This window comes from Cohnella sp. SGD-V74, from assembly GCF_003001675.1.
In the GTDB taxonomy this organism is placed as follows: domain Bacteria; phylum Bacillota; class Bacilli; order Paenibacillales; family Paenibacillaceae; genus Cohnella.
On the sequence record NZ_PVYW01000014.1, the window covers coordinates 220,497 to 243,699 of the forward strand.

The following is a 23,203-nucleotide window of genomic DNA, read 5'->3' on the forward strand; positions in this document are numbered from 1 at the left end:
AGGAAGGGTTGGCAATGGAACTTCAAGGCAAAGTGGCGATTGTTACGGGAGGCTCGCGGGGAATCGGCCGCGCCTCCTCCCTCCTGCTCGCCGAGCGGGGAGCGCGGGTAGTCGTCAATGATTCGGCGGCGAACTTATCCTCCGCCGAACAGCTCGCAGAGAAGATAGCGGCCCGCGGCGGGGAAGCGATGGCGCTGCAGGCGGACGTTCTTCGCGAGGAGGAATTCGCCCGTCTCGTCGATGCGGCTCTGGCTTCATACGGCCGCATTGATATTCTGGTGTGCAACGCCTCCATCGACTTCGAAGCCGCACCTTTCGCGGATCTGACCTGGAGCTCTTTCGCGGCGAAAGTGCTGCACGAATTAAAAGCCGCGTTCGTACCGACCCAAGCCGTCATTCCCTATATGATGGAACGGCGTTACGGCAGGCTCGTTTACGTATCCGACACGTTGGGCAAAGACCCTTCGCCCTGCATGATCTCCCAAGGCACGGCAAAGGGCGGCCTGGATTCCTTCGCCGCGTACATCGCGCAAGAGCTGGGAGCGCAAGGCATTACCGCCAATGTCGTCGCGCCGGGGCACGTGAATACGGAAGCGAGCGATGGCAGCGCGCTGTCTGCGCACGAAAGGGAGGTCGTCGGCCGGTTTACGCCTCTTGGCCGCATAGCCGAACCCGACGACGTGGCCTCGGTCATCGCTTTCCTGGCGAGCGACGATGCCCGCTTTCTGACCGGCACGTATACGCCCGTCACCGGCGGATTAACGATGGAGTGAGCGGCCGCGGCCTAATCAAGCAGCCCCTTCGGGACAATGCCTTCGAGAGCCGCAACGATCTCCCGCGCTTTCTTCAACGTTCGAGGGCCTTGCGGAACGCCTCCCCGTCTATGCAGCAGCATCCATCTCAGGCATGCGATTCCCTCGAACAGGCGGAGCTCCTCCGGGGGGATCGGATTTTCCTTGAGATACGCGACGCGAAATGCCGAAGCGAGCTTGTCCGAAACGTAAATGCGGCCGAGGACGAACGCCCAAGCGAAATCGTATCTGTAATCCCCTGCTTGCCCGTTCGTCCAGTCGATGACCGCGTATTCGCCGTTGCGCTCGACGATATTTTGCAGATGATAATCTCCGTGGATGAGCCGATCGCTCGTCTCGGGAATGCGGGCAACGAGCTGCCGCAAGGTTTGTTCAAGATCGGGATGAGCTTCGATTCCAGGAAAAAAGTAGGCGGCCATCTCGTACTTCGGCAGCTCCACGCTTCCGAACGCTTCGACCGGAATCCGATGAATCGCCGACAAAATGCGAGCCAACGCAGTCATCGTCCCGACGTTCGCCTTAGTGACGGGCTCTCCGCCATAACGAGTGAGCAGCGCCTGATGTCCGCTGGCGTCGATTCCCCAGCCGAGCGTCTCCGGCACTGCGACTCCCCGCTGGCTCAAAGCCGTAAGCAACCGATATTGAAACCCAATATCCGGATTGGAGTCTTTGTTCCATCTTTTCAGCACGAAGCTGTCCCGCTCCGTATCGATTCTCGTAACTTCGGCCTCGAAGCCTTGATTCATGCCGCGAACGGATAAGGTCCCGGGCTGCGCCAGCAGCTCTTCCAGCGCCGGGGTTCCGTCCGCCCAGCGAATGCTCTCTACCGGATTGCTCAACGCTCTCTTCCTTCCCATTATTTCCTCAAACTCATCGCTTCGAAAGCATGGCGAGTCACGCAGCGCTCCAGCCAGGCCGCGTCCAGCCCCTGCTCCGCCGCGAAGGGAAAGAAATCGGTAAACAGTCGGTGGTAAGGCTTCAATTCCCCGCCGCGCTCCTCTCCGACCGTGTACCATCCCGTATCCTGCGACAGCAATATCCGATCTCCGACGCCCAGTTCGATCAACCGCCGGAGCAGCTCCGCATGCTTGTCGTATGTGCCCGGCAAGATGGAATCGATGGAAATCCACATTCCTTGGGCAGCCAGCCTCTGAGGAACGGTCAGATCGCTGGAAGATTGCGCATGAATCCAAATGAAACGTTCCCGGTCGAATCCCGCCTCTTCCATCAACCGCGCGGCATGCGCGGCGACATCGTCCCCGATCGTATGGCACTGGATCGGAAGCCCGGTATCCAGCGATGCGCGCATCGCCGCTCTCAAAATCTTCTGCTGGGTATCGTCGATGGCCGTTCCGTCGTTCAGCGCGATCTTGATAAAACCGGGATACACGCCGCTGTCCCCGATCCCGCGCTCCGCTTCGCGAACCCACCGGGCGGCCAGCTCCCGCTCGTCTTCCCGATAGACGAACGGCGCCAAATAAGGCTTCTTGTAATAACCCGTGTTGGCGATAATGCGAACTCCCGTCCGCTCGGAAAGGCGCTTCAACACGTAAGGGTCCCGTCCCAAAAATTCCGGCGCGCAATCGACGAAAGTCGAGCAGCCCGCCTTCTTAAGCTCCAGCAAGTAAGGCTCGACTTCCGCGACAACCTCGTCCGCATCGTAATCCTCCGGAGTCAGCTTCCCGTCTTCGACGAATCCGACCATGACGTGCTCGTGCTCCAGAATCCGTCCCGCTTCTTCTTCCCCGATCATGCCCGTAACGGTGCGCAGCATCGATCCGATCTCCTCCTTGGAATCCTTTTCCTTCATTGTAACTTGACCGCGCCTCCCGGCAAAGCGCCGAAATTCGCCGACGGCCGCCGGAGCAGTACGAGCGGCTCGGCCTGACATCGACGTAAACATGGAAATCCCTCTGGCACGCGCAGCAGCGTTCGCCAGAGGGATTTGTTCTACATATGCTGTCTCGCTTCGAGAGGATGGCCGATCGTCGGGAACTCCGCGATGCGCAGCTTCGCGCCGCCGTAAGGAACGAGCTCCAGATCCACGTTCGGCTGACCGACAGCGTTCGGATGCAGCGGCGGGGTCCCGGCGTTGTTGCCTTCCATCTTCCAATCGCGCACCAGCCGGCCCTTCGCTTTCAATCGAACGGGGGAATGGCTCGCATCGAAAGGCTGGCAGGCGACGTCGTCAAAGCTGATCTCGTACTCGTTGTCCGCTAACAATCCGTATTTCCACGGAGAGCCGGGGTACACTTCCCAATCGTGGAACTTCTCCCTCTGCTGCAGCAGCTGCCAGTTCCCCTGAATCGGCAAGGCGTACACGAGCGGTCCCCGCTCCACGCTGACGGCGAGCAGATTGCGGGCGACGGTCTTGACCTTCATCGGCAGGAGCAGCGTCAGCCTGTCTCCGTCGGACCATTCGCGGCTAAGCTTGGCATAGCCCCGTTCGACCGTCAGCGACGCTTCTTCCCCGTTCACGGTCACGATCGGCCGCTCGCACCATTCGGGAATACGCAGCGAAAGGCCGAATTCGGCCGGGCGGTCGAGCGTCAACTCGATGTCCACCGTCTCGCGGAACGGATAATTGCCGCGAACCTTCAACGTCGCTTCGGCTGTCGCGCCAACCGTTCCGACTTGCGCCGTTATCGTGCAAGGCGCATACGATACCGCCGCCAGGCCGCCTTCGCCGTCCCGCATCCACAGATGCGAAGCCAGCTTCGGCCAGCCCTGATGCATGTTCGCCGTGCAGCAGCCGAAGTTGGGCTCCAGGCCGAACAGATTGGCCTCGGCGCCGTTGCTCCAAGCGCGGGGAGCCACATTGCAGACGATCTGGTTCACCTGCTGGTCGTATTGGTGGGACGTCCAGTCCTTGGAGATCGTCGCCGGCAAGGCGTTAAACGCCACCTTCTCCAGAATGTCGCCGAAGCGCCCTTCCCCGAACACTCTTGTCAGCTGCTCCATGGAGAACATGTACTCCACGACGGCGCACAGCTCCACGCCTTGGCTCGGATGGGTGCCCGACAGCCACTCGTCTCCCGAGAACATGCCGTGGGCCTGTCCGTGATACGTCATCAGGCTGTCGATGCCGCGATGCACCGCTTCCCGCTCCCGGGGATCGCCGGTCAGCTCGTACAGAGCGCCGGGCGCCTTGATGCCCATCGCCACGTTCACGACATGCGTTTTCCAATCCCATTGCTCCACCTTGCGCCAGAACGGAAAATCGCGGAACACGTCCGTCCAGCCGGTCGTCTGATCCGCCACGAGGCTCGCCAGCTCCAGGAGACTCTCGTCCCCGGTTTTCCGATAGAGCCACTGGATCGACAGCAGCATCTCCATGCCGCGCGCCTCCGCCCAGCCGCGCAGCGGATGCTCCTCGATCCGGCTGCGCACGTACCGGAAATACGAAGTCAGGAACGGAACGATTCGCTCGTCCCCCGTCGCCTCCCCGTATTGCGTCAGCACCTTCAGCATGATCATGTAGTGCCACCAATCCTGCTTTTTGTCGACGTCTCCGTTGACCGTCTCAATGCTCTCCGGACCGAACGAGCCGTCCTCTCGCTGGCTGGCCAGCGACCATTCCACCCAGCGCTTCGCCTTGGCGATCAGGCCTTCGTCCTCCAGCAAATAAGCCAGCGGAAGCAAACCGTCCAAGTAGTACGGTCCCCGCTCCCAGCTCTCGCCGTTGCCGCCGATCCAGCCGTTGTCGGGCCCGACGTCCGCCCAGTGCTCCTCCAGATGCCCCGTCAGCCCGTCCGCCTGAATCCGCAGTTGATCCCGAAGCCACTGCTCCGGCTTGATCGCTCCGAGCGGGAGCGCTTCGAATGCCGCATGCCGTTTGCTCATTATGAATACCTCGCTTATTCGGAAAGTAGGTTCTCTCCCTCCGAATATAGCACTGCGGCGTCCATTCTCCGATAGCCTAACTCACACACTTTTTGTCGGATCGCAACTTCGCTATACTAGGACGTGTATGCATGCGCGCCCTAGAAAGACAATCCGCGAACGGAGGCATTCGAATGCTGCAATTCATCGCTCCGCCCTTGCCGCATTTCACTACGTGCGGCGAAGATACATATCCCGCCGGAGGCAAGCATGCGGACCGCTCCGGCATCGGCGTGTTCGATCTGCTGGTCGTCACCCGCGGCTGCCTGTACATGGCGGAAGACGATCTTCCCATAGTCGTGCCGGCTGGAGGCTTCGGCCTGCTGCGCCCGGACCGCGCCCACCGGACGACGGAGCCTTGCCGGGAGGAAACCCATTTCTACTGGCTCCACTTCCAGACGCTCGGAGACTGGCGAGAGTCGGACCCGGCGAATCCCGCGGGTCTGCCGCAGCTCTCCGAGAGCGGCTACTCCACCCTCGTTCCGTTCGCGCATTATTTGCCGCAGTCCGGCATGCTGCAATCGCCGGACGACGCTTGTTCGCGGCTGCGCCGGCTGCTCGCGCTGCAAGCGGAGATGTCCGCTGCCTCCCATTGGAGACGGCAGCTGCTCTTCCAGGAGCTGCTGCTGCAGCTCCACGAAGAAACGAGCCTCCCGGCAGGAGGCTCGTATTTGGCGATCGCCGAAGAAGCGGCCGCATTTCTGCGCCGCCATTTTCGGGAGACGTTCACCTATAAAACGATGTCGGATGAATTGCATTTCCACGCCAACTATATTTCGCTCTGCATGAAGCGCGCTTACGGCTGCACGCCGCTCGACTACTTGACCCGCTACCGGATCGAGCAGGCCAAACGGCTGCTCGTCGATACGGACGACGCGGTCGGAACGATCGCCGAGAACGTCGGTTTCGGGTCTTTCCCGCATTTCGTGCGCTGCTTCGGCCGGCTCGCCGGCACGACTCCGAAGGCGTTCCGCATGAGATTCCGCCGGCCGTAAGAAGCCCCTCTCGCACCGGCTAACGAAGCTTGTCCAAGGCTCTGTCCGCGAACCGGCGGTGCTTCTCCCGCATCGCCCTTTCGACGGATGGCTCCAACCCCCAATCGGACAGTCGCGAAGCCGGCTTCAGCGCGGCGTACAGATCCCAGACGGGAAGATTCCCGGCGTCAATTCCGCCCGCCAGCGTGAGGTATCGCGCCGTCAACGCTTCCATCGCCTCTTCCCCGTAAGCCCACAGCATCTCCAGCCGCGCATTGCCGAGATCAGCCAGAGGATCTCCCAGGGCGGCATCCTCCCAGTCGATGACGGCGGCCAGCCGGCCTCCGTTCCAGAGGACGTTGCCCGGCCAGAAATCCCCGTGCAGCAGCGCGGTCCGATTGCTCCGCGCCGGTGGCCATGCCCGCTCCAGCGCATCCCTGATGCGGCCTTCACTCAACGATTCGTCGAGCCGATCCGGCCTGGCGGCCACCCGCTCCGCGACCAGCTCGTCCTGCCGCGGAAGGAACGCCAGCTCCTCCAAGCCGCCGTCGGACCGATGTATCGCGGCCAGAGCTTCCGCCATTCGGCGAGCGTGCTCGTTGCTGTCCGCCGGAACGTATTCCCGTTCATGCTCGATGTATTCGATCGCAACATAAGGCGAAGGCAGCGTCTCTCCAGACTCGTCGTATCCGTACGGCTCGGGCGCGGGCGCTCCCGCCGCGCGCAGCCATTGCAGCAGTTGGAATTCGTGCGCGGCGATGCGCGGATCGCGCGCGAGATCGGCTTGTCCGTGCTGACGGACGACGATCTTGCGCGCGCTTCCGTCGGCCAGCTCGAGCTCAAGTCCGACGACCCGCGCGGACACTCCCCCCGGCAATTCCCGCGCGCGCAGCAGCCGGGCTCCCGGCATTATCTTCGAAGCGATCGCCTCCAGCGGCTCTCTCATCGTCAACCCTCTCCCGCTAACCATTGTCTTCATACCCCCGCCAACGCGAGGCGAATGCGAAGCTCGCAACCAGACGGCGAGCCGTCCGCCGCCGCCCCGGCCCGCACCGTCATCTCTCCGTCGAGCAATTCCACCCTCTCCCTCATTGAAGCGAGTCCGAACCCGGGCTCCGACGCGGAGAACGGCTCTCCGTCGCTGACGAGAAGGAAGACCAGCGCTTGTTCCTCTACCCGCAGCGTAAACCGAAACCGCCTGCTGCCGCCATGGCGAATTCCGTTTGTAAAGCCTTCCTGAAGCGCATGGTAGAGCACGTTGTCCGCAAGCTTGCCCAGCGTAAAGCCCGGAGGCAACTGGATTTTCTCCTCGACCGCAATTTCCATCGTATCCTCGGCGAAACGAATCAATTCGTCAAGCAGGGCGGGCAGAGGGATCGCTTCCTCCTCCCCCGACGCCAACAGTCTGACCGTGCTTCGAATGTCGTTCAGCCCTTTCCGCACCAGCTCGTCGAGCAGATCCAGCTTCTCCTGCGGCACGCTGCCGTCCGCGCCGGACAGCCGCTTCGTCGCCTCCAATTGCACGATCGCCGCCGTAAGCGTATGACCGACGACATCGTGCATCTCGTAGGCGATGCGATTGCGCTCCTCCAACACCGATAGATGCGCAAGCGTCTCCGCCTTCTCCCGCAGCGTCACCGAGAGCGTGCGGTTAGCCTGCTCCAGCTCGGCCGTGCGCCGCTCCACAAGCCGCTCCAGATTGCGGTGAAACTGCTCGAGCTCCTTGTTTTTCTCCCGCAGCTCGGAGGCGTTGCGCTCGGATTCCAGATGAACGAGGCGCACTCGGCCGACGATCACCATCACCATGCAGATCATGAACAGAAACAAGCTGTTCGGAGTCAGTCCCTCGATGATTCGATACAAGTACGTCCGCGAATTCAACCAATCGGTCAGCAAGCCCGGCACCAGCCACATGGCAAGATAGACGATGCCGCATAATGTAAACGTCCAGTACCCGCGAATGATCCACCTGCGTCCCATGTCCCGATGATCGGACGCGCGGGAAGAACGCAGCAGGAAGAAGGTCACGACGACGAAGCCGATCAGCGCCGCGACCGCATTGCCAAGCCCGGACCACGACAGGTACAGCGAAGGGATCGTCAACGCCGCAACGAGGCAGGCAACGACGTTTAGCGCGTTGAGAGCGTGCACGGCCCGTACGGCCTTTCCCTTGGGGACGCCAAGCGCGTTGACGTATATTCCGACGCTGGCCCAGATGGCGAGCGGCGAGAGCAGCTCCTTCCAATAATACGCTTCCTTCAGATCGACGAACCATTGCGGCAGGCGGCAGATCAGCAGCAGCGTCAGTCCCATGGACAGACCGAACAGCGTAAACCAGCCGTACAGCGCTTCCTTGCGGCGCACGAACAGGATCGATCCGGCTATGCCTATCGCCAGGCTCAGCACCGCATAGACGAAGAAATTCATCTCGACCAGCATCAGAGCATAGAAAATTTGATCCGGCTCCCCGGCCAGCGCCATGTCGTTGCCGACCAGCGGCGACCCGTCCCATTCCGTGCGGATCAGCAGCGTCTTCCCTTCGTCCTGCGGACTGACGGGCACAGGATGCATCACCCTGTTCGAGTTGAAGTAGCGCAGCGCTCCGTCCATATTAAAGGAATACGCCATCCGGTCGTCCAGGTAAACTTCGAATCGTCCCATATTGCTGAAGACGAGATAGGGACTGCGCCATGGAAGCTCGGGCAAGGGGCGCTGAAGCCATACCGTGCCCCGGTATCCGCTCAAGCTCTCTCTCGTCTCCGCGTTAAAAGTTTTCCATTCCGCTTCCGCCGGACGCTCCTCACCGAAGTGGATTTGCCAATACTTCACGAGCGCAACGAACGGCTCTCGCCGGCTGTCGAAACGGCTCTCCCGATCCACCAGCAGCGACGGCAGAAACGTACAGACGACGATACCGCAAACGAGACACCATATGAGCAAGGAAAAGCGTTGACGAATCATCGGGAGAAGGCACTCCTTCGGCGTCCGCACAGCCCGCCGTTTATTGTCTGTTTTACCGATTCCAGCTTAGCATATCGGACGGCTCGAATCCGCGAGAACTCCCGATTAGTGACAAAGGTGACAAAACGGATGACAAATTGTAACGAGGCTAGTTATCCGCATCCGCCTCTTCTATCTTTCTTTTTCCCCACCAGGAGGCCCATTCCTTCCGATGCTTGCAGACGAGAATTAAAAAATTGCCGAGCCACACGCCCAAGAGCGCCGGATCGGGCTTCGCCGCGCACAAATAGACGAGCAGCAGCGCCATCCCGATGACGACCTGCAGACCGTCCGACTGCGCGGGTTTAGGTCCGTTCGCGCGAAGCATTCGGCCGATCGTCTTCAACACGGCCAAGATCGCGGCGTAGGCCAGTGCGGCTTCGAACCCCGTGATTGCGCTCCATACTCCGAAAGACACTGCGATCGCCTTGCCTCCGCGTCCTCTCAAGAACGGGGAGAACGCATGTCCCGCAATCGGAGCGACCGCCAGCGGAACGAGGCCGTACCCATGGGCGTAATCCGTGCCGCTCAGCCAGAGCAGCGGCAAATAGCCCTTCAGGAAATCCAGGACGATCCCGGTCAACCCGAGCCGGAAGCCCGCCGCCTTCCACAGATTCAGGGCGCCGGGATTGCCGTCGCCGACGCCGTTCAGATCGCGTTTGACCGCCCGTCCGAGCCAGTAGGAAAACATGAGCGATCCCGACAGGAACGCCGCAACCGTCCACAGAAGCAGCATCACCGTCTCCTCCCGCTTCCGACCCGGACGTCTCTGCCCTTCCATCTGACGCGCCCGAGCACCGCTACTTGATAGAGCGAATACAGCATGACGATCAGGAAAAACAGGACGGCCAGCGGATGAAGCAGCGGCACGACGATGCCGAAAAAGCCGACGTATCGCATCAAATAGAGCAATTGAACGGTATACAGGACGTAACCCATCGCCAGCGGGAGAGCCCATGGCGTAAAGGCCGTCAGCAGCGCGCTCTCCGACACGAGAAGCCCCGCTGTCCATGCCGCCGAGCAGACGACCGTCCAGCGGTTCAACGTAGACGTGCTCAGCACGGCTCCCTTGCTGAAGCCTTCGATCTCGCTGCGAATGCCTTGCGGATACATCCGAAAGGAAACGAGGCGGTATCCGAGATAGTTGGCGGTCGGAATGCCGGCTTCGCGAAACTTCGAACCGAGCAGCAGATCGTCCAGCACTTCGGATTTGACGCTCTCGTGGCCGTTGATTCGCTCGTAATCTTCCCGAGCCGCCACGATGCAGGAGCCGTACAGCCCTTTCCTCGGATTGTTTCTCTCGAACGGAGAAGTAAACGCGAATGCGCCCAGCAGATTGAATACGAGCGCCAATCTTTCGTACAGCTTCTGCGTGCGGTGATAAGGCACGACGGACACGACGCCGCCGGAACGCTCTCTGGCGCGAAGCAAAGAGGCCAGCGCGTTCGGCGCGAGCCGGACGTCGGCGTCCAGGAAGACGAGAACATCCCCGGAAGCGCGCAAGTATCCGTTCCATACCGCCCAGTTTTTGCCGGTCCAGCCTTCGGGGAGCGGACTTCCCGTCATGACGGAAACTCCGTAGCTCTCGGCGATCTGGCGCGTGCGATCCTTCGAATGATCGTCGACGACGATAATCTCATGCGGCCGCGCGGTTTGTTCCATTAAGGAAGCCAACAGATGCGGCAGATTGCTCTCCTCGTTCCTCGCCGGAATAATAACCGTTACCCGCTTGTCGCCCGAACCGGGATTGCCGGAGACGGGCAGCTTGACGCGCCGAAATAGCAGGAAGCCGGATGCGCATCCGACCGACACGACCATCCAGATCCAGACCGAGCCCCACATGACCACCCGCTCCGCCTCCCCTCATTTCTTCATTTATATGAGAAGAAGGGATAAGCGTAGACGGCTTAATTGCGATAATAGGGACTCGATTGCCGGACTTCCTCCATGGCGTCCGTCAAGCTTCTGCCTTCCTCCCGCAGATCGTCGATGCGGAAGTCCGCCCGGATCAGCCCCTTGTGCAGGACGATGGCGCGGTCGATGACGTTCTCGATCTCATCGATCAGATGGGTGGTGATCAGAACGGTCTCGTCCCCTCGCAGCCCGGACATCATCAGCTTCAGCGAATCCCGCCGCGAGAACACGTCCTTGCCGACGAACGGTTCGTCCAGCAGCAAATAATCGGGTCGCTTGGCCAAACCGGCGCTCATCTCCAGCTTCATTTTCTGACCCTTGGAGAACGTTCGCGCTTTGCGGCGAGTCGGCAGCTCGAACCGCTCCAGCAGCTGCTCGAAATACGGCCGATCGAACCTCGGGAAGAAGGCGGACAGGAAATCCGCGTATTCCAACGGCGTCTTGTTCGGGAGGAAACCGCCTTCCTCGGTAATGAACGCCATCCGTTCATACTGCCGGACGACGGGCTGCCCTTCAATCGTGATTTCGCCGTTTTGGAGCTCGCCGATGCCCATGATCGCCTTGAGCAGCGTCGTTTTCCCGCTCCCGTTCTCGCCCAGAATGCCGACAACCTCTCCCTTACCGATCTTCAGCTCGTGGATGTACAGCAGGGCGTTGCTCGTCGGGTAGCGTTTATCCACGTATTTCAACTCAATCACGGTCATTCCTCCTCGGCTTCCCCGATGCTCCGCATGCTCTATTCGACAACAATGTTCGTAAAATATCTGTAATCCGTCTGGTCGTAGCCGAAACTGCCTTGATACGGAGACTGGTTGTAGGCCCGGATGTTGTCCTCGTTCCAGTCGGTTACGATCTCGCCCTTGTAGATCAGCCTGGATTGCTCATAGACGTACGCGTACAGATGCTTGGGGCGCACGATGTCGAACAAGGCGCGAGGCTGCTCCGTCTCCGGCCCCCGGTAAGACCGGATCGCGTACAGCTTGCCGTCCCGATAGCTCAGCAAAGAGATTCCGCTGTACGTATCTTCCTCCCCGTCGGAGAACGACAGATCGGTCCGGTCCGCAAGCTTCACTCCGCCCGAGAAGCCGAAGCTGAGCGCCGTCATGTCAATTCGATTGGCAACCGACGAGCCGCGGCGGAAGTTCAGCGTCAGCGTCGACCGCTCGTGGTCCGGGTAGGCTTCGTAGCCCTCGTAGAACGAGGCGACGCCGGACGCTCCGGAATCGCCTTCGCGCGCGGGCAAGCGGAACTCCGGGACGGTCGCCTCTCCAAGCGGCTCCCCGGTGTGAACGTCATAGCTTCGAACATGAAGCGCTCCGTTCTCGGCGAAGATCAGCGCCAGACGGTCTCCCACCGCCTCCAGGCCGAGAATCTCGATTCCCGTTCCTTGACCGGATTCATTCGCGTCGAGAGGAATATCCGCGAGCTTGCGGTGAGCGTAATCTTGCGGATCGATACCGGTCCTGAACCCCCATTGGTAAAACTTGAGCTCATAGATGGCGCTCGAGCCAATAGACCGCGACGAGACGGGAACGGTGTAATACACGCTGTCTCCAATTCGGGCCAGTCCGTATTCGGGCGGATTCGCAAGGCGGACGCCGTCGTTCGGATCCTCGGGATCGCGGCGCATCGGAGGCGGAACGACCTCGGCCGAACCGACAGGAATCGAGTAGCCTTGTTCCGTGATTCTCCTCGACGTAATCGTATGCATCGAGCTCTCGTTCTGAACGAAGTATTCCATCCCTCCATAGCGTACGGGACTGCCCGGCACGTAGCGATAGAGATAGGCCTGCTTCGGCTGCTCGAACAGCTCCGTATCGGCGCGTATCCGCCCCTCTTCTATGCGAAAGCGCGTCTGGTGAACCCCATCCCTCAGCTCTCCGCGGATTACGACATCGCCGATCGCCTCGCGGCTGCCAAGCAGATCGCGCACCTCGAACGTTCCGCTGTCTTTCGCTTGGTAGGTCGACGCCGCCAGCGCGACGAGGATCGCGATCGCCGCGGCCAGCGCGGGCAGAGCGGCATGGCGTTTGATTTTATCCATTCCTTGTTCCCTCCCTTCGCTCGCGCGTTACGCGATCGCTCCTCTGCGAACGAGTCGCAGGCCGTGCCAGACGAAGTACCCGCTGAGCGCGAACAGCAGGACGGTGCTCATGTACAGCCCCGTAGGCTCGCCGTAATGGCTCATCTCGTTCAGCCGGTATCCGAGCACCCGAATGCCGAGCCACGCCGCGGCCGCCAAGACGACGAAGCCCGAATATTTGCGGCTGCGCTCGCAAAGCGCCCCGTAGTACAGCCCCGTCGCGGTGACAAGAAGCAAGCCCAGCGAGGACAGTATTCGGCTAAGGTTCAGCGGCAGCAGCAAGCGGAAAAACTCGGAGCGGATCATCGCCAGAAAATAGCCGTTGCGCATGACGAACTGCCCGTCTCCGTAACCGGCGACTTTGCTCTCGTAAAGACTGTAGCCGAGCCGGATGCCGATCAATTGGGCGGTCAGCAGAAGGAGCAGGCCGATCACCAACGCGGCCGCCTTGCTGAAGTACAGCGCCTCTCGGCGGACTGGAAGCGTCAGGTACGTATAGACGCTTTTGCTGCCCCAGTAGTCTGCATATACCGTAATGAGGAAAAAGGCGCAGACGAGCGCAAACAATATTAAAAACAGCAAGACGCTTCCGGATGAGGCGTACACCTCTTCGAACCGCTCGTTCACCGCGTATTCGCTGTAATACTTCAATTGGCGGTGCAGCATAATCGGAGGCGCGAAGATCGCAACGGCGCATACCGTCGCGATGAACGCCAGCCACTTGGCAAATTCGAGATTGAGCAGACGATAGAAGCCCTTCATCGTTTCGCAGCCCCTTACTTGTATTATAGGAATAGTACAATCACCACAAAAAAATTACTCCCAATGCTCGCTGATCAGCTCGACGACCGTCTTGAACGACAGATGGATTTCCTTGGCCGACTCGACGAACGATTGAACCAATTCCCGAGTCAATTCCTCCTCGATCCGGCGAAAAATAGCGTCGTCCACGTAGATGACGCTGCCCAGCGTGCTGCTCGTGCGCACGAAGCCTTCGTCTTCCATGAGCTTAAACGCCTTCTGCACCGTATTCGGGTTAATGCTGAGTTGAGCCGCGACCTCCCGTCTGGAGGGCAGCTTGTCGCCGGATACCGCTTTGCGCAGCAAAATTTGCCGCTTCACGAACAGCGCCGCCTGCAAGTAGACGGGGTCCTTGTTATTCAGCTTAAGCTCGTAAAAATTCAGCACGCCCGATTTCACCTGCCTTGGAAGTCACCTGTATTATTGCACTAGTACAATGATTCTGTCAATCGGGCAAGTTTGCAGAAAAAACGCCGTCCTCCCCCCCATTCGGAGAAAGAACGGCGTGCGCATACGGAACGGCTTACCAAGCGTAAGCTTCGGGAGCCTCGCCGCCTGGGCCGGGGAAAATCTCGTCGAGCTTGGCCAACGCCTCACTCGATAGTTCGATCTCGACGGCCCTCAGCGTATCCTCGAACTGAGCCAGCGTCCGGGGCCCGATAATCGGCGCCGTTACCGCCGGGTTGGCCAGGAGCCAGGCCAAAGCGACGTTCGATTCGCTCTCGCCGAGCTCGGCGCACAGCTTGCCGTAGGCTTCCAGCTGCGCGCGCTGGGTTTCGGTCAAATTCGCCGCCGCTTGTCCGGATCTAGCGCCCCCGGCGGAATTAAGCACGTTGCCGCTGAGCAGGCCTCCGCCAAGCGGGCTCCACGGGATAACGCCGAGGCCGAGCTCCTGCGCGGCGGGCAGCACCTCAAGCTCCGGCAGCCGGCACATCAGATGGTACTTGTGCTGCTCGGATACGAGGCCCAGGAAATTGCGCTTCTCGGCGGCCGCCTGCGCATAGGCGAGATGCCGCGCGCCGAAATTGCTGGAGCCGATGTAATACGCCTTGCCCTGATTGACCAGCCCCTCGAACGCGCCCCAGATTTCCTCCCACGGAGCGTGCCGCTCGATATGGTGCATCTGATACAGCTCGATGCGGTCGGTCTGAAGACGTCTCAGCGAGCCTTCGATATGTCTGCGAATTTTGTAAGCCGAGAGGCCGCTCGGTTCGTTAGGTCCGTCGTTCTCGTCGTTCATGTCTCCGTAGACCTTGGTGGCCAGCACGACCTTCTCGCGTCTGCCGCCGCCTTGCGCGAACCAGCGGCCCATAATTTCCTCCGTCCAGCCGCGGTGGCCGTTGTCGCCTCCTCCGTAGACGTTGGCGGTATCGAAGAAATTGACGCCCGCCTCCAGCGCCCTGTCCATAATGGCGAACGCTTCCTTCTCGTCGGTGCGGGGACCGAAATTCATCGTGCCCAGACACAGGCGGCTGACCTTCATCCCGGTTCTGCCCAAATATGCGAACTTCATCCGATAACTCCTCCTTTATACACGCATCTATATAGGTTGAACCAATGGAAGGGAAGCCCATTGCATTCCGAAAGGGATGGCTTTGCCGGCTTCAGACAGGTTGTTTTGAGTTGCTTCGCTCAACTTGTATCGCCGTTACGGCAAGATGTTGCCGGCAGCGAGGTAGATTTCGTACCATTCCTGGCGCGTAAGCCGAATTTCGGCGGCTTTGGCGCAATCTTTCAGGCGCTCCACGTTCGTCGTTCCGGTCACCGGCTGCATGTTGGCCGGGTGGCGAAGCAGCCATGCGATCGCGATCGTCGTGTTGGTCGTCTCGTACTTGGCGGCGATTTCGTCGATCTTGGCGTTCAGCTTCGGGAACTTCGGATTGTCCAGGAACACCCCTTCGAAAAATCCGTACTGGAAGGGAGACCACGGCTGGACCGTAATGTCGTTCAGGCGGCAGAAATCCAGCACGCTGCCGTCGCGGTTCACCGCCGGATCGTCCAGCATGTTGACGTGAAGGCCCTGGGAGATCATATTGGCATTCGTGATGCTAAGCTGCAATTGGTTGGCCGCGATCGGCTGCTTGACGAACTTCTGCAGCAGTTGAATCTGCATCGGATTTTGGTTGGATACGCCGAAGTGGCGCACCTTGCCGCTGCTCTCCAGCTTGTCGAACGCCTCGGCAACCTCCTCCGGCTCCACCAGCGCGTCGGGCCGGTGCAGCAGCAGGACGTCGAGGTAATCGGTTTTCAGACGCTTCAGAATACCGTCCACCGAAGCCAGAATGTGCTCTTTGGAGAAATCGAATGAGCCTTTGCGAATGCCGCATTTGGATTGCAGGAACATTTGCTCGCGCACGGACGCGTTCATCTGGATCGCATCCGCGAAGATTTCCTCGCAGGCGCCGCCCCCGTAAATATCCGCATGATCGAAAAAGTTGGCTCCCAGCTCGAGTGAAGTGCGGACGAAGCGCTCCGCCTCCTGTTTGTCCAATCCGTTGATGCGCATGCAGCCGACCGCGATGACCGGCACCTGCAAATTCGTTTGTCCCAACTGTATCGTTCTCATCTTGTATAGCTCCTCCTTATTTTCGCTTGCGCGTTTACCAGGTGATCTTATCGGGATCGGCGGAGTACCCGCAGCATCCCTTCAAGTCGGCAATAAGCTGCACGTCTTGCGCGGACAGCTCGAAATCGAACACGTCGGCGTTCTCGCGAATGCGCTCCGGCGTCACCGACTTGGGCAGCGGCAGATAGCCCCGCTGCAGACTCCAGCGTACGCAAATCTGCGCGATGGACTTGCCGTACTTCTCGGCAAGGGCTTTCATTTCGGGAACTTCGAATATTTTGCCTACGCCGAGCGGACTGTACGCCTCCAGAAGAATGGAGCGCTCCCGGCAATAGTTCACGACTTCGTCCTGCGTATCCCCAGGGCACAGGCGGATCTGATTGACCATCGGCATGACGGTCGCCGTCTCCAGCAGCGCCTCGAAATGATGGGGATGGAAGTTGCTGACCCCAATCGCGCGGATTCTTCCGGCCTTGTGCAGCTCTTCGAACGCTTTCCAGGAGCCCGCGTTGGTCTCCTGCCAGCGATCCCTGAACTTGACCGGATTCGGCCAGTGGATCAGGTACAAGTCCAAATATTCCATATCCAAGTTTTTCATCGTCTGCTCGAACGCCTTCAACGTATCGTCGTATCCGTGCATGTCGTTCTGCAGCTTGCTCGTTATGAAAATATCGCTGCGCGCGATGCCGCTCTCTTTTACGGCGATGCCGACGCTTTCCTCGTTGCCGTATCCCGCGGCGGTATCGATATGGCGATACCCGACGTCCAGAGCCGCTTTCACCGACGAGACCGCGCCGTCCCCGTTCTGCACCTGCCACGTGCCGAAGCCGATGCAAGGGATTTTGACGCCGCCCGACAACTCGTAACTATCCGTTATCGCTTTCATAATCTACCTCCGAATTAAGTTTGACAGAATTTAAAGCATTGGATATATTGCGTATGATAAACCTTAACGTTAACTTTAAGTCAATAGAGAGAAAGAAAATTTTCGGGAGGAATTGCGATGGGGTACACGATCAAGCAGGTGTCGGAGAAAACGAAGCTGGACGCGCACGTGCTGCGCTACTACGAGAAGGAAGGCTTGCTGGCCCCTGTCAGCCGGAAAAAAGGGGGAATCCGCCATTATTCCGAGGACGATCTGGAATGGCTGGGTCTGATCTGCTGCCTCAAAAACACCGGAATGTCCATCAAACAGATCAAGAGCTTCGTCGACCTGAGCGCGCAAGGCAAAGAAACGTTGAAGCAGCGCTGCGACATGCTGATCGAGCATAAAAAGAACGTCGAAGTCCAAATTCGGGAAATGGACAAACACCTGGAGAAAGTGTCCCATAAAATCGCCCATTTCTCTTCTCAGCATGAACAATATCTTCTGGAGCAATCCCGCGACAGCGAAGCCTCCGTCGCCAAGGGCTGACCCTGCCTGGACGTTTCGCCGCGCCGCTCTCTGCGAATGACAGCCGACCGCTTCGGACGATTAATGCTCCTTTAGACTGTTGCGCCTTTAAGGAATTTTTTGTACAATCCAGGTGCACAAATCCACTGAGGAGGGAATAGCATGGCTTTTACTTTACAGTTGGGTGAGCAAGCGCCGGAGTTCTCGCTGCCGGCGACAGACGGCAAGACGTATTCGCTGCAGGACTTCTCCGACGCTTCGACGCTTGTCGTATTTTTCACGTGCAATCATTGTCCCTTTGTCGTCGGCTCCGAAGAGGTAACCCGGGAAACCGCGCTCAAATATCGCGACCGGGGCGTCGCGTTCGTCGGCATCAATTCCAACAGCGAATTGACGAAGCCGGACGATTCCTTCGAGCATATGGTCGAGCGGATGAACGAGAAGAAGTTTCCGTGGATCTATCTGCGCGACAAAAGCCAAAGCGTCGCCGAAGCTTACGGCGCGCTGCGAACGCCTCATTTCTACGTATTCGACCGGGACCGTAAGCTGGTCTATTCCGGAAGAGGCGTCGACAATCCGCGCGAAATCGACAAAATGAAAATCAACGATCTCGATAACGCCCTGGCTCAACATACGGCCGGTCAGGCCGTAACCGTTCCGCTGACGAATCCGATCGGCTGCAACGTGAAATGGGAAGGCCAGGACGAGCACTGGATGCCCGCGGAAGCGTGCGACCTGGTTCCTCAGTCTTAACGGAACCGTCCTCTAAGTCAGCGAAGTCGTACCAAGCAATTACCGATGGAATGATGTCATGGGCGTCTATCTCCAGGAGATAGACGCCCACTTTTTTCATCGATAATCTGGTACGGTGGTACGCTCTCGCTTATGAGACAGTTGGCTTGAAACAGCCCCTCCGGCTGGCTTAGACGTATTTGGCGAGCCGTTCATCCGGCGTCGCTGTTTGCTTGTTTGCTTGCTTGCTGCTGTAACCCGACTGGGCAAGGTTGCAGCTGCGCTGGGCCTCCTTTTGCTGCTGTAACCCGACTTCTCGAGGTTGCAGCTGTGCTGGGCCTCCTTTTGCTGCTGTAACCCGACTGGGCGAGGCTGCAGCTGTGCTGGGCCTCCTTTTGCTGCTGTAACCCGACTGGGCGAGGCTGCAGCTGTGCTGGGCCTCCTTTTGCTGCTGTAACCCGACTGGGCGAGGCTGCAGCTGTGCTGGGCCTCCTTTTGCTGCTGTAACCCGACTGGGCGAGGCTGCAGCTGTGCTGGGCCTCCTTTTGCTGCTGTAACCCGACTGGGCAAGGTTGCAGCTGTGCTGGGCCTCCTTTTGCTGCTGTAACCCGACTGGGCGAGGCTGCAGCTGTGCTGGGCCTCCTTTTGCTGCTGTAACCCGACTGGGCGAGGTTGCGAAAGTTTAAACGAAGAAAAGGCGCGCGAAGGGATGATCCCCGGCCGCCAGTTCTTGTGCGAGTCTATTAGCGCTTCCTGCGATCAGCTTCTCTTCTTCCGGGTCATGACGTCGAATATGACGGCTGCGGCCAGGACGCCTCCCCGGATCATGTACTGGTAGGAGATGCCGACGCCGAGCAGGTTCATGCCGCTGGACAGGGAAGCCATGACGATCGCGCCGATGATCGAGCCCGTCACCTTGCCGACGCCGCCCGCCGCGGATACGCCGCCGACGTAAGCGGCCGCGATCGCATCCAGCTCGAACAGCGTGCCGGCGGTCGTCGTCGCCGATTGCAGGCGGGACGTGTACAGAATGCCGGACAGCGCCGAGAGCATACCCATCGATCCGAAGACGATGTAGGTGATTTTCTTGACGTTGATGCCGCTTAGATGAGCCGCTTCGGGATTGCTGCCGACGGCGTAGATATTTCTGCCGAGCACCGTCTTGGTCGTCAGGAAATGATAGATGACAACGACGAGCAGCATGATGATAACCGTCCAGGAAAAACCGTTGTAGCCTGCGATAATCCACGTAATGTAAGCGATAATGGCCGATACGAACACGAGCTTCAGCACGAACATCTGGTTGGTCACGACCTCAAGCCCGTATTTGAGCTTGTTTCTGCGCTTGGAGATTTCCCCCGCGATGTACAGCACGATGAACGCCGCGCCCAGAATAAGCGACAGCAAATTCAGTCCGCCCACGTTAGCCAGCTCCGGAATGTAGCCGTTGCCGATCGCGTTGAACTGCTCGTTCTTGACGTTGATCGTGCCCGTCTTCTCCGTCACCCGCAGCAGCGCGCCCCGGAAAATCAGCATGCCCGCAAGAGAAGCGACGAACGACGGAATGCCGATCGAGGCGACGAGCACCCCGTTGAACAGTCCGACGACGATGCCGAGAACGAGAATGATCGGAATCGTCAGAAGGACGGGAATGCCGGCCTGCGTCAGCAAAATGGCCGCGATCGCGCCGAGGAAGCCGGCCGCGAAGCCGACGGACAAGTCGATGTGCCGAATGACGATAACGAGCGTCATGCCGACCGCCAGCACGGCGATGTATCCCGTTGCGTCCAGCAAATTGCTGATGTTGCGCGAAGAAATGAACAATCCGTCCGTCATGATCGTAAACACGAGCATGATCACGAACAAGGCGATGTACATGCCGTACTCGCGGATATTCACCTTGACCAAGGACTTCGTTTCTTTGTACAGATTCATAGGTGATCCTCCCCCTTGCCTATAGCGTCGCGAGATGCATGATCTTCTCCTGATCGGCCTCTTCGATCGGCAGCTCGCCCGTAATCCGCCCTTCGGCCATCACGTATACGCGATCGCTCATGCCGAGCACCTCGCCGAGCTCGGACGAGATCATGATGATGCTCATTCCCTCTTCGATCAGCTTGTTCATGATCGTATAGATTTCGAATTTGGCCCCTACGTCGATGCCGCGCGTCGGCTCGTCCAGAATCAGCAGCTTGGGAGAGACGAACAGCCACTTGCCCAAGCTTACCTTCTGTTGGTTGCCGCCGCTCAGGTTGCCGACGATCTGCTCTATCGACGGGGCTTTGACGTTCAGAGAGCTTTTGTATTGATTCGCGACGCGTATTTCCTCATTGTCGTTAATGACGCCGCGGGAGGAGATGTTCCCCAGGTTGGCGGCGGTAATGTTGTTCTTGATGTCCTGAATGAGGAACAACCCGTCTCCCTTGCGATCTTCGGTGACGTAAGCGATGCCCGCGCGAATCGCTTCGCTCGGGTGCCTCAGCTGAACCGGAGCGCCGTGAAGCCGCATCTCGCCGCTTAATCTATAGGATTTCGGATTGCCGAACAGGCTGCGCGCGAGCTCGGTTCTTCCCGAGCCCATCAGCCCGGCGATGCCGACGATTTCCCCTTGTTTGACGTGCAGGTCGATTCCTTTCGCGACCTGTCTTCCCAGCTCCGCATCATAGGCCGACCAGTCGCGAACCTCGAGAATGCGGTCCCCGAACTTCCGCTTTAATCTCTTCGGATAGATGTCGTCGATCTCGCGACCGACCATATTTTTGATAATGACGTTCTCCGCAAGCTCTCCCTTGGCGGCGTCGAGCGTGCAGATCGTTTTGCCGTCGCGAAGCACGGTCGCCTTGTCCGCGATGGAGATGACTTCCTTCAGCTTGTGCGAAATCATAATGCAGGTAATGCCCTGGCTCTTCAGCTCCCGCAGCAGCTCCAGCAAATTTTCGCTGTCGTTCTCGTTAAGCGCCGCCGTCGGCTCGTCCAGAATGAGCAGCTTCACGTTTTTGCTGAGCGCCTTGGCGATCTCCACGAGCTGCTGCTTGCCTACGCCCAGATCCTTGATCAGCGTCTCCGGGTTCAAATCCAGCTTTACCTTCTGCAGCATCTGCTTCGCCTGGACGATCGTGCGGTTCCAATTGACGATGCCGCCGCGGCTCACCTCGTTGCCCGCGTAGATGTTCTCGTAGACGGTCAGGTCCGGAAACAGCGCCAGCTCCTGATAGATAATGGCAATGCCCGCTTTGACGCTGTCGCTGATTCTATGAAACTGCTGAACGGCTCCTTCGAACACGATATCGCCCTTGTACGCGCCATGCGGGTAGACGCCGCTCAAAACCTTCATCAGCGTGGACTTCCCGGCCCCGTTCTCGCCGATCAGGCAGTGAATCTCGCCGCGCTCCACCTTGAAGTTGACGTCGGCGAGCGCCTTCACTCCGGTAAATTCCTTGGAAATCCCGTTCATCTCCAAAATGTAGTCGCTCATCTTCATGCGCTCCTTAGCAAGCAGCTCGCGCACGGACGAAATAGCGACGGAGGATCCCTCGCTATTCCGCCCGGCTTATGCTATTCGGTTAAAGTCCGGTAAACTCGCTCGCCTGGTAATAGCCCGAATCGATCAGCTTCTGCTTCACGTTGGATTGCTCCACGACGATAACGTCGGTCTGTTTGGCTTTGACGTCGATCGCGCCGTTCGGGTAGGAGCCCGTCGTCTCCGGCGTCTTGCCGTCGAGAATCGCGACCGCCATGCCCATGGCGTCTTTGACGAGGGTGCGCACATCCTTGAACACGGTCATCGATTGCTTGCCGTCGATGATGTACTGCACGGAAGCTTTGTCGGCGTCCTGTCCGGAAATGACGTAGCTCGTCACCGCGGAATCGGTCGCGAACACGTCGGCGATGGAACGGGACGTTCCGTCGTTCGGAGCCAGGATGACGACGTCGCCTTTCAGGTCCGCTCCGGCGGCGGTCAGGTGCGTTTGAGCTTTGTTTTTGGCTTCGTTGGCGTCCCAGTTCGTCGTCACTTGGCCGATGATTTTGCTCATCTGATCGCGCGACAGCTTCGCCGTGTCTTTCAGCGCTTCCGCTTCGCTCGAGTTCGCAATTTTGAACGTGCCGTCGGCGATCTTCGGCTGCAGCACGTTCCAAGCGCCTTCGAAGAACAGGAACGCGTTGTTGTCGGAAGCGGCGCCCGCGTACAGATACAGCGGCTGGCCGGAGCCTTTTGCATGGTCGACGAGGTATTGGGCTTGAGCGGCCCCTACTGCGACGCTGTCGAACGTGACGTAGTAATCGACTGCATCCGTGTTCGTGATCAGACGGTCATAGGAGATGACCTTGATGCCTTCCTTCTTGGCGGCTTCGACGGCCGCAGCCGCGGCGTCGCCGTCCGGCGGGCAGATGATCAGCACTTTGATGCCTTTGTTGATCAGCGTCTCGACGTTTTCTTTTTCCTTGGCGGGAGAGCCTTGGCTGAACAAAATCTCGGTCTTGTATTTCGTATCTTTGATCGCGTCCTTGAAGCGCTGTTCGTCCTGCACCCATCTTTCCTCGTCCTTGGTCGGCAGGACGATGCCTACGCTGATTTTGCCGCTGCCGCTGTTGCTGTTGCATGCCGCAACGAGGATGGAGAGCATGATGACCGTAAGCGCTAACGAAATGGCTTTTAAGCTTTTCTTCATTTGTGTACCCCTCTCAATAAATGGATTCATTGGCCGACAACGTCAATATACCATCGGAGAGAGGCGATGAAAGCGCTATACAACTAGCACTCTTTTACGAACGTCTATACTTTTTTAAGGTAACGAGGGGGGCAGAAGAGGAGGCTCTCATTTGTGAAAAAAAGGGATAAGCGCGTGGTGCGAGCTTATGGTGCGAGCCTGTGGGGCGATGGGTGAGATAAGCACGTGGCGCGAGCTTATGGTACGAGCCTGTGGGGCGATGGGTGAGATAAGCACGTGGCGCGCACTAGCGTTGCATAAATGCTCACATAGTGAACTGGATTGTATTCCTATTACTTTGATTTCATATATTTACAGTTCCATTCTAGCCACTCAA

The 23,203-nt window shown here is 59.0% G+C and carries 21 protein-coding genes; 4 read left to right on the forward strand and 17 right to left on the reverse strand.

The window, feature by feature from the left end; genetic code table 11:
• Positions 1 to 14 precede the first annotated feature (14 nt).
• The gene (locus B0G52_RS21410; RefSeq protein ID WP_094047420.1) at positions 15 to 773 is read left to right on the forward strand and encodes an SDR family NAD(P)-dependent oxidoreductase; all 759 of its coding nucleotides are present in this window, start codon (positions 15 to 17) and stop codon (positions 771 to 773) included.
• An 11-nt stretch (positions 774 to 784) separates the two neighbouring features.
• On the opposite strand, the gene B0G52_RS21415 is transcribed toward B0G52_RS21410, so the two are convergent.
• From B0G52_RS21415 to B0G52_RS21425, 3 genes are all read right to left on the reverse strand, one after another.
• A complete protein-coding gene (locus tag B0G52_RS21415) occupies positions 785 to 1,651 on the reverse strand; it encodes a phosphotransferase family protein (protein WP_158223810.1) in 867 nt (288 codons plus the stop codon).
• Between the two features lie 17 nt (positions 1,652 to 1,668).
• On the reverse strand, positions 1,669 to 2,622 hold the full coding sequence (locus tag B0G52_RS21420; protein ID WP_158223811.1) for a phosphotriesterase family protein: 954 nt from the start codon (positions 2,620 to 2,622) through the stop codon (positions 1,669 to 1,671).
• Positions 2,623 to 2,762: 140 nt separating this feature from the next.
• Entirely contained in the window at positions 2,763 to 4,655 is a 1,893-nt protein-coding gene (locus B0G52_RS21425; RefSeq protein ID WP_094047423.1) for a beta-L-arabinofuranosidase domain-containing protein, read from the reverse strand.
• 173 nt (positions 4,656 to 4,828) lie between these two features.
• Between B0G52_RS21425 and B0G52_RS21430 the strand changes: the two genes are divergently transcribed.
• Positions 4,829 to 5,689 carry a helix-turn-helix transcriptional regulator gene (locus B0G52_RS21430; RefSeq protein ID WP_094047424.1) on the forward strand — a complete coding sequence of 287 codons (861 nt, stop codon included), beginning with the start codon at positions 4,829 to 4,831 and terminating at the stop codon, positions 5,687 to 5,689.
• 19 nt (positions 5,690 to 5,708) lie between these two features.
• Here B0G52_RS21430 and B0G52_RS21435 read toward each other — a convergent pair whose 3' ends face one another.
• The 11 genes from B0G52_RS21435 to B0G52_RS21485 form a co-directional block, all read right to left on the reverse strand.
• Positions 5,709 to 6,614 (reverse strand): phosphotransferase family protein, encoded by a 906-nt coding sequence (locus B0G52_RS21435; RefSeq protein ID WP_094047425.1) that lies wholly within the window; start codon positions 6,612 to 6,614, stop codon positions 5,709 to 5,711.
• Positions 6,615 to 6,643: 29 nt separating this feature from the next.
• Entirely contained in the window at positions 6,644 to 8,629 is a 1,986-nt protein-coding gene (locus tag B0G52_RS21440; protein WP_094047426.1) for a sensor histidine kinase, read from the reverse strand.
• Between the two features lie 148 nt (positions 8,630 to 8,777).
• Positions 8,778 to 9,404 carry a glycerol-3-phosphate acyltransferase gene (locus B0G52_RS21445; RefSeq protein WP_094047427.1) on the reverse strand — a complete coding sequence of 209 codons (627 nt, stop codon included), beginning with the start codon at positions 9,402 to 9,404 and terminating at the stop codon, positions 8,778 to 8,780.
• Entirely contained in the window at positions 9,404 to 10,510 is a 1,107-nt protein-coding gene (locus tag B0G52_RS21450) for a glycosyltransferase (RefSeq protein ID WP_094047454.1), read from the reverse strand. The genes B0G52_RS21445 and B0G52_RS21450 overlap by 1 nt, the downstream gene beginning before the upstream one ends.
• A gap of 65 nt (positions 10,511 to 10,575) precedes the next feature.
• Entirely contained in the window at positions 10,576 to 11,280 is a 705-nt protein-coding gene (locus tag B0G52_RS21455; RefSeq protein WP_094047455.1) for an ATP-binding cassette domain-containing protein, read from the reverse strand.
• A gap of 38 nt (positions 11,281 to 11,318) precedes the next feature.
• The gene (locus B0G52_RS21460; protein WP_094047428.1) at positions 11,319 to 12,626 is read right to left on the reverse strand and encodes a hypothetical protein; all 1,308 of its coding nucleotides are present in this window, start codon (positions 12,624 to 12,626) and stop codon (positions 11,319 to 11,321) included.
• Positions 12,627 to 12,653: 27 nt separating this feature from the next.
• A complete protein-coding gene (locus B0G52_RS21465; RefSeq protein ID WP_094047429.1) occupies positions 12,654 to 13,427 on the reverse strand; it encodes a hypothetical protein in 774 nt (257 codons plus the stop codon).
• Positions 13,428 to 13,481: 54 nt separating this feature from the next.
• Positions 13,482 to 13,853 carry a GntR family transcriptional regulator gene (locus B0G52_RS21470; protein ID WP_094047456.1) on the reverse strand — a complete coding sequence of 124 codons (372 nt, stop codon included), beginning with the start codon at positions 13,851 to 13,853 and terminating at the stop codon, positions 13,482 to 13,484.
• 136 nt (positions 13,854 to 13,989) lie between these two features.
• Positions 13,990 to 14,979, reverse strand: coding sequence for an aldo/keto reductase (locus B0G52_RS21475; RefSeq protein ID WP_094047430.1), 990 nt, complete (start codon positions 14,977 to 14,979; stop codon positions 13,990 to 13,992).
• A gap of 135 nt (positions 14,980 to 15,114) precedes the next feature.
• On the reverse strand, positions 15,115 to 16,032 hold the full coding sequence (locus tag B0G52_RS21480; RefSeq protein ID WP_094047431.1) for an aldo/keto reductase: 918 nt from the start codon (positions 16,030 to 16,032) through the stop codon (positions 15,115 to 15,117).
• A 34-nt stretch (positions 16,033 to 16,066) separates the two neighbouring features.
• A complete protein-coding gene (locus B0G52_RS21485) occupies positions 16,067 to 16,918 on the reverse strand; it encodes an aldo/keto reductase (RefSeq protein ID WP_094047432.1) in 852 nt (283 codons plus the stop codon).
• A gap of 117 nt (positions 16,919 to 17,035) precedes the next feature.
• On the opposite strand from B0G52_RS21485, the gene B0G52_RS21490 reads away from it, so the two are divergent.
• Both B0G52_RS21490 and B0G52_RS21495 read left to right on the forward strand, forming a co-directional pair.
• Positions 17,036 to 17,446 carry a MerR family transcriptional regulator gene (locus B0G52_RS21490; protein ID WP_094047433.1) on the forward strand — a complete coding sequence of 137 codons (411 nt, stop codon included), beginning with the start codon at positions 17,036 to 17,038 and terminating at the stop codon, positions 17,444 to 17,446.
• A gap of 141 nt (positions 17,447 to 17,587) precedes the next feature.
• Positions 17,588 to 18,178: a thioredoxin family protein gene (locus B0G52_RS21495; RefSeq protein ID WP_094047434.1), complete on the forward strand. Its 591-nt coding sequence runs from the start codon at positions 17,588 to 17,590 to the stop codon at positions 18,176 to 18,178.
• A gap of 738 nt (positions 18,179 to 18,916) precedes the next feature.
• Here B0G52_RS21495 and B0G52_RS21500 read toward each other — a convergent pair.
• The 3 genes from B0G52_RS21500 to B0G52_RS21510 all read right to left on the reverse strand — a co-directional run bounded on the left by B0G52_RS21500 (position 18,917) and on the right by B0G52_RS21510 (position 22,827).
• Positions 18,917 to 20,092: a sugar ABC transporter permease gene (locus tag B0G52_RS21500; protein WP_094047435.1), complete on the reverse strand. Its 1,176-nt coding sequence runs from the start codon at positions 20,090 to 20,092 to the stop codon at positions 18,917 to 18,919.
• Between the two features lie 19 nt (positions 20,093 to 20,111).
• A complete protein-coding gene (locus B0G52_RS21505) occupies positions 20,112 to 21,632 on the reverse strand; it encodes an ATP-binding cassette domain-containing protein (protein ID WP_094047436.1) in 1,521 nt (506 codons plus the stop codon).
• 88 nt (positions 21,633 to 21,720) lie between these two features.
• The gene (locus B0G52_RS21510) at positions 21,721 to 22,827 is read right to left on the reverse strand and encodes a sugar ABC transporter substrate-binding protein (protein ID WP_094047437.1); all 1,107 of its coding nucleotides are present in this window, start codon (positions 22,825 to 22,827) and stop codon (positions 21,721 to 21,723) included.
• Positions 22,828 to 23,203: the final 376 nt, after the last annotated feature.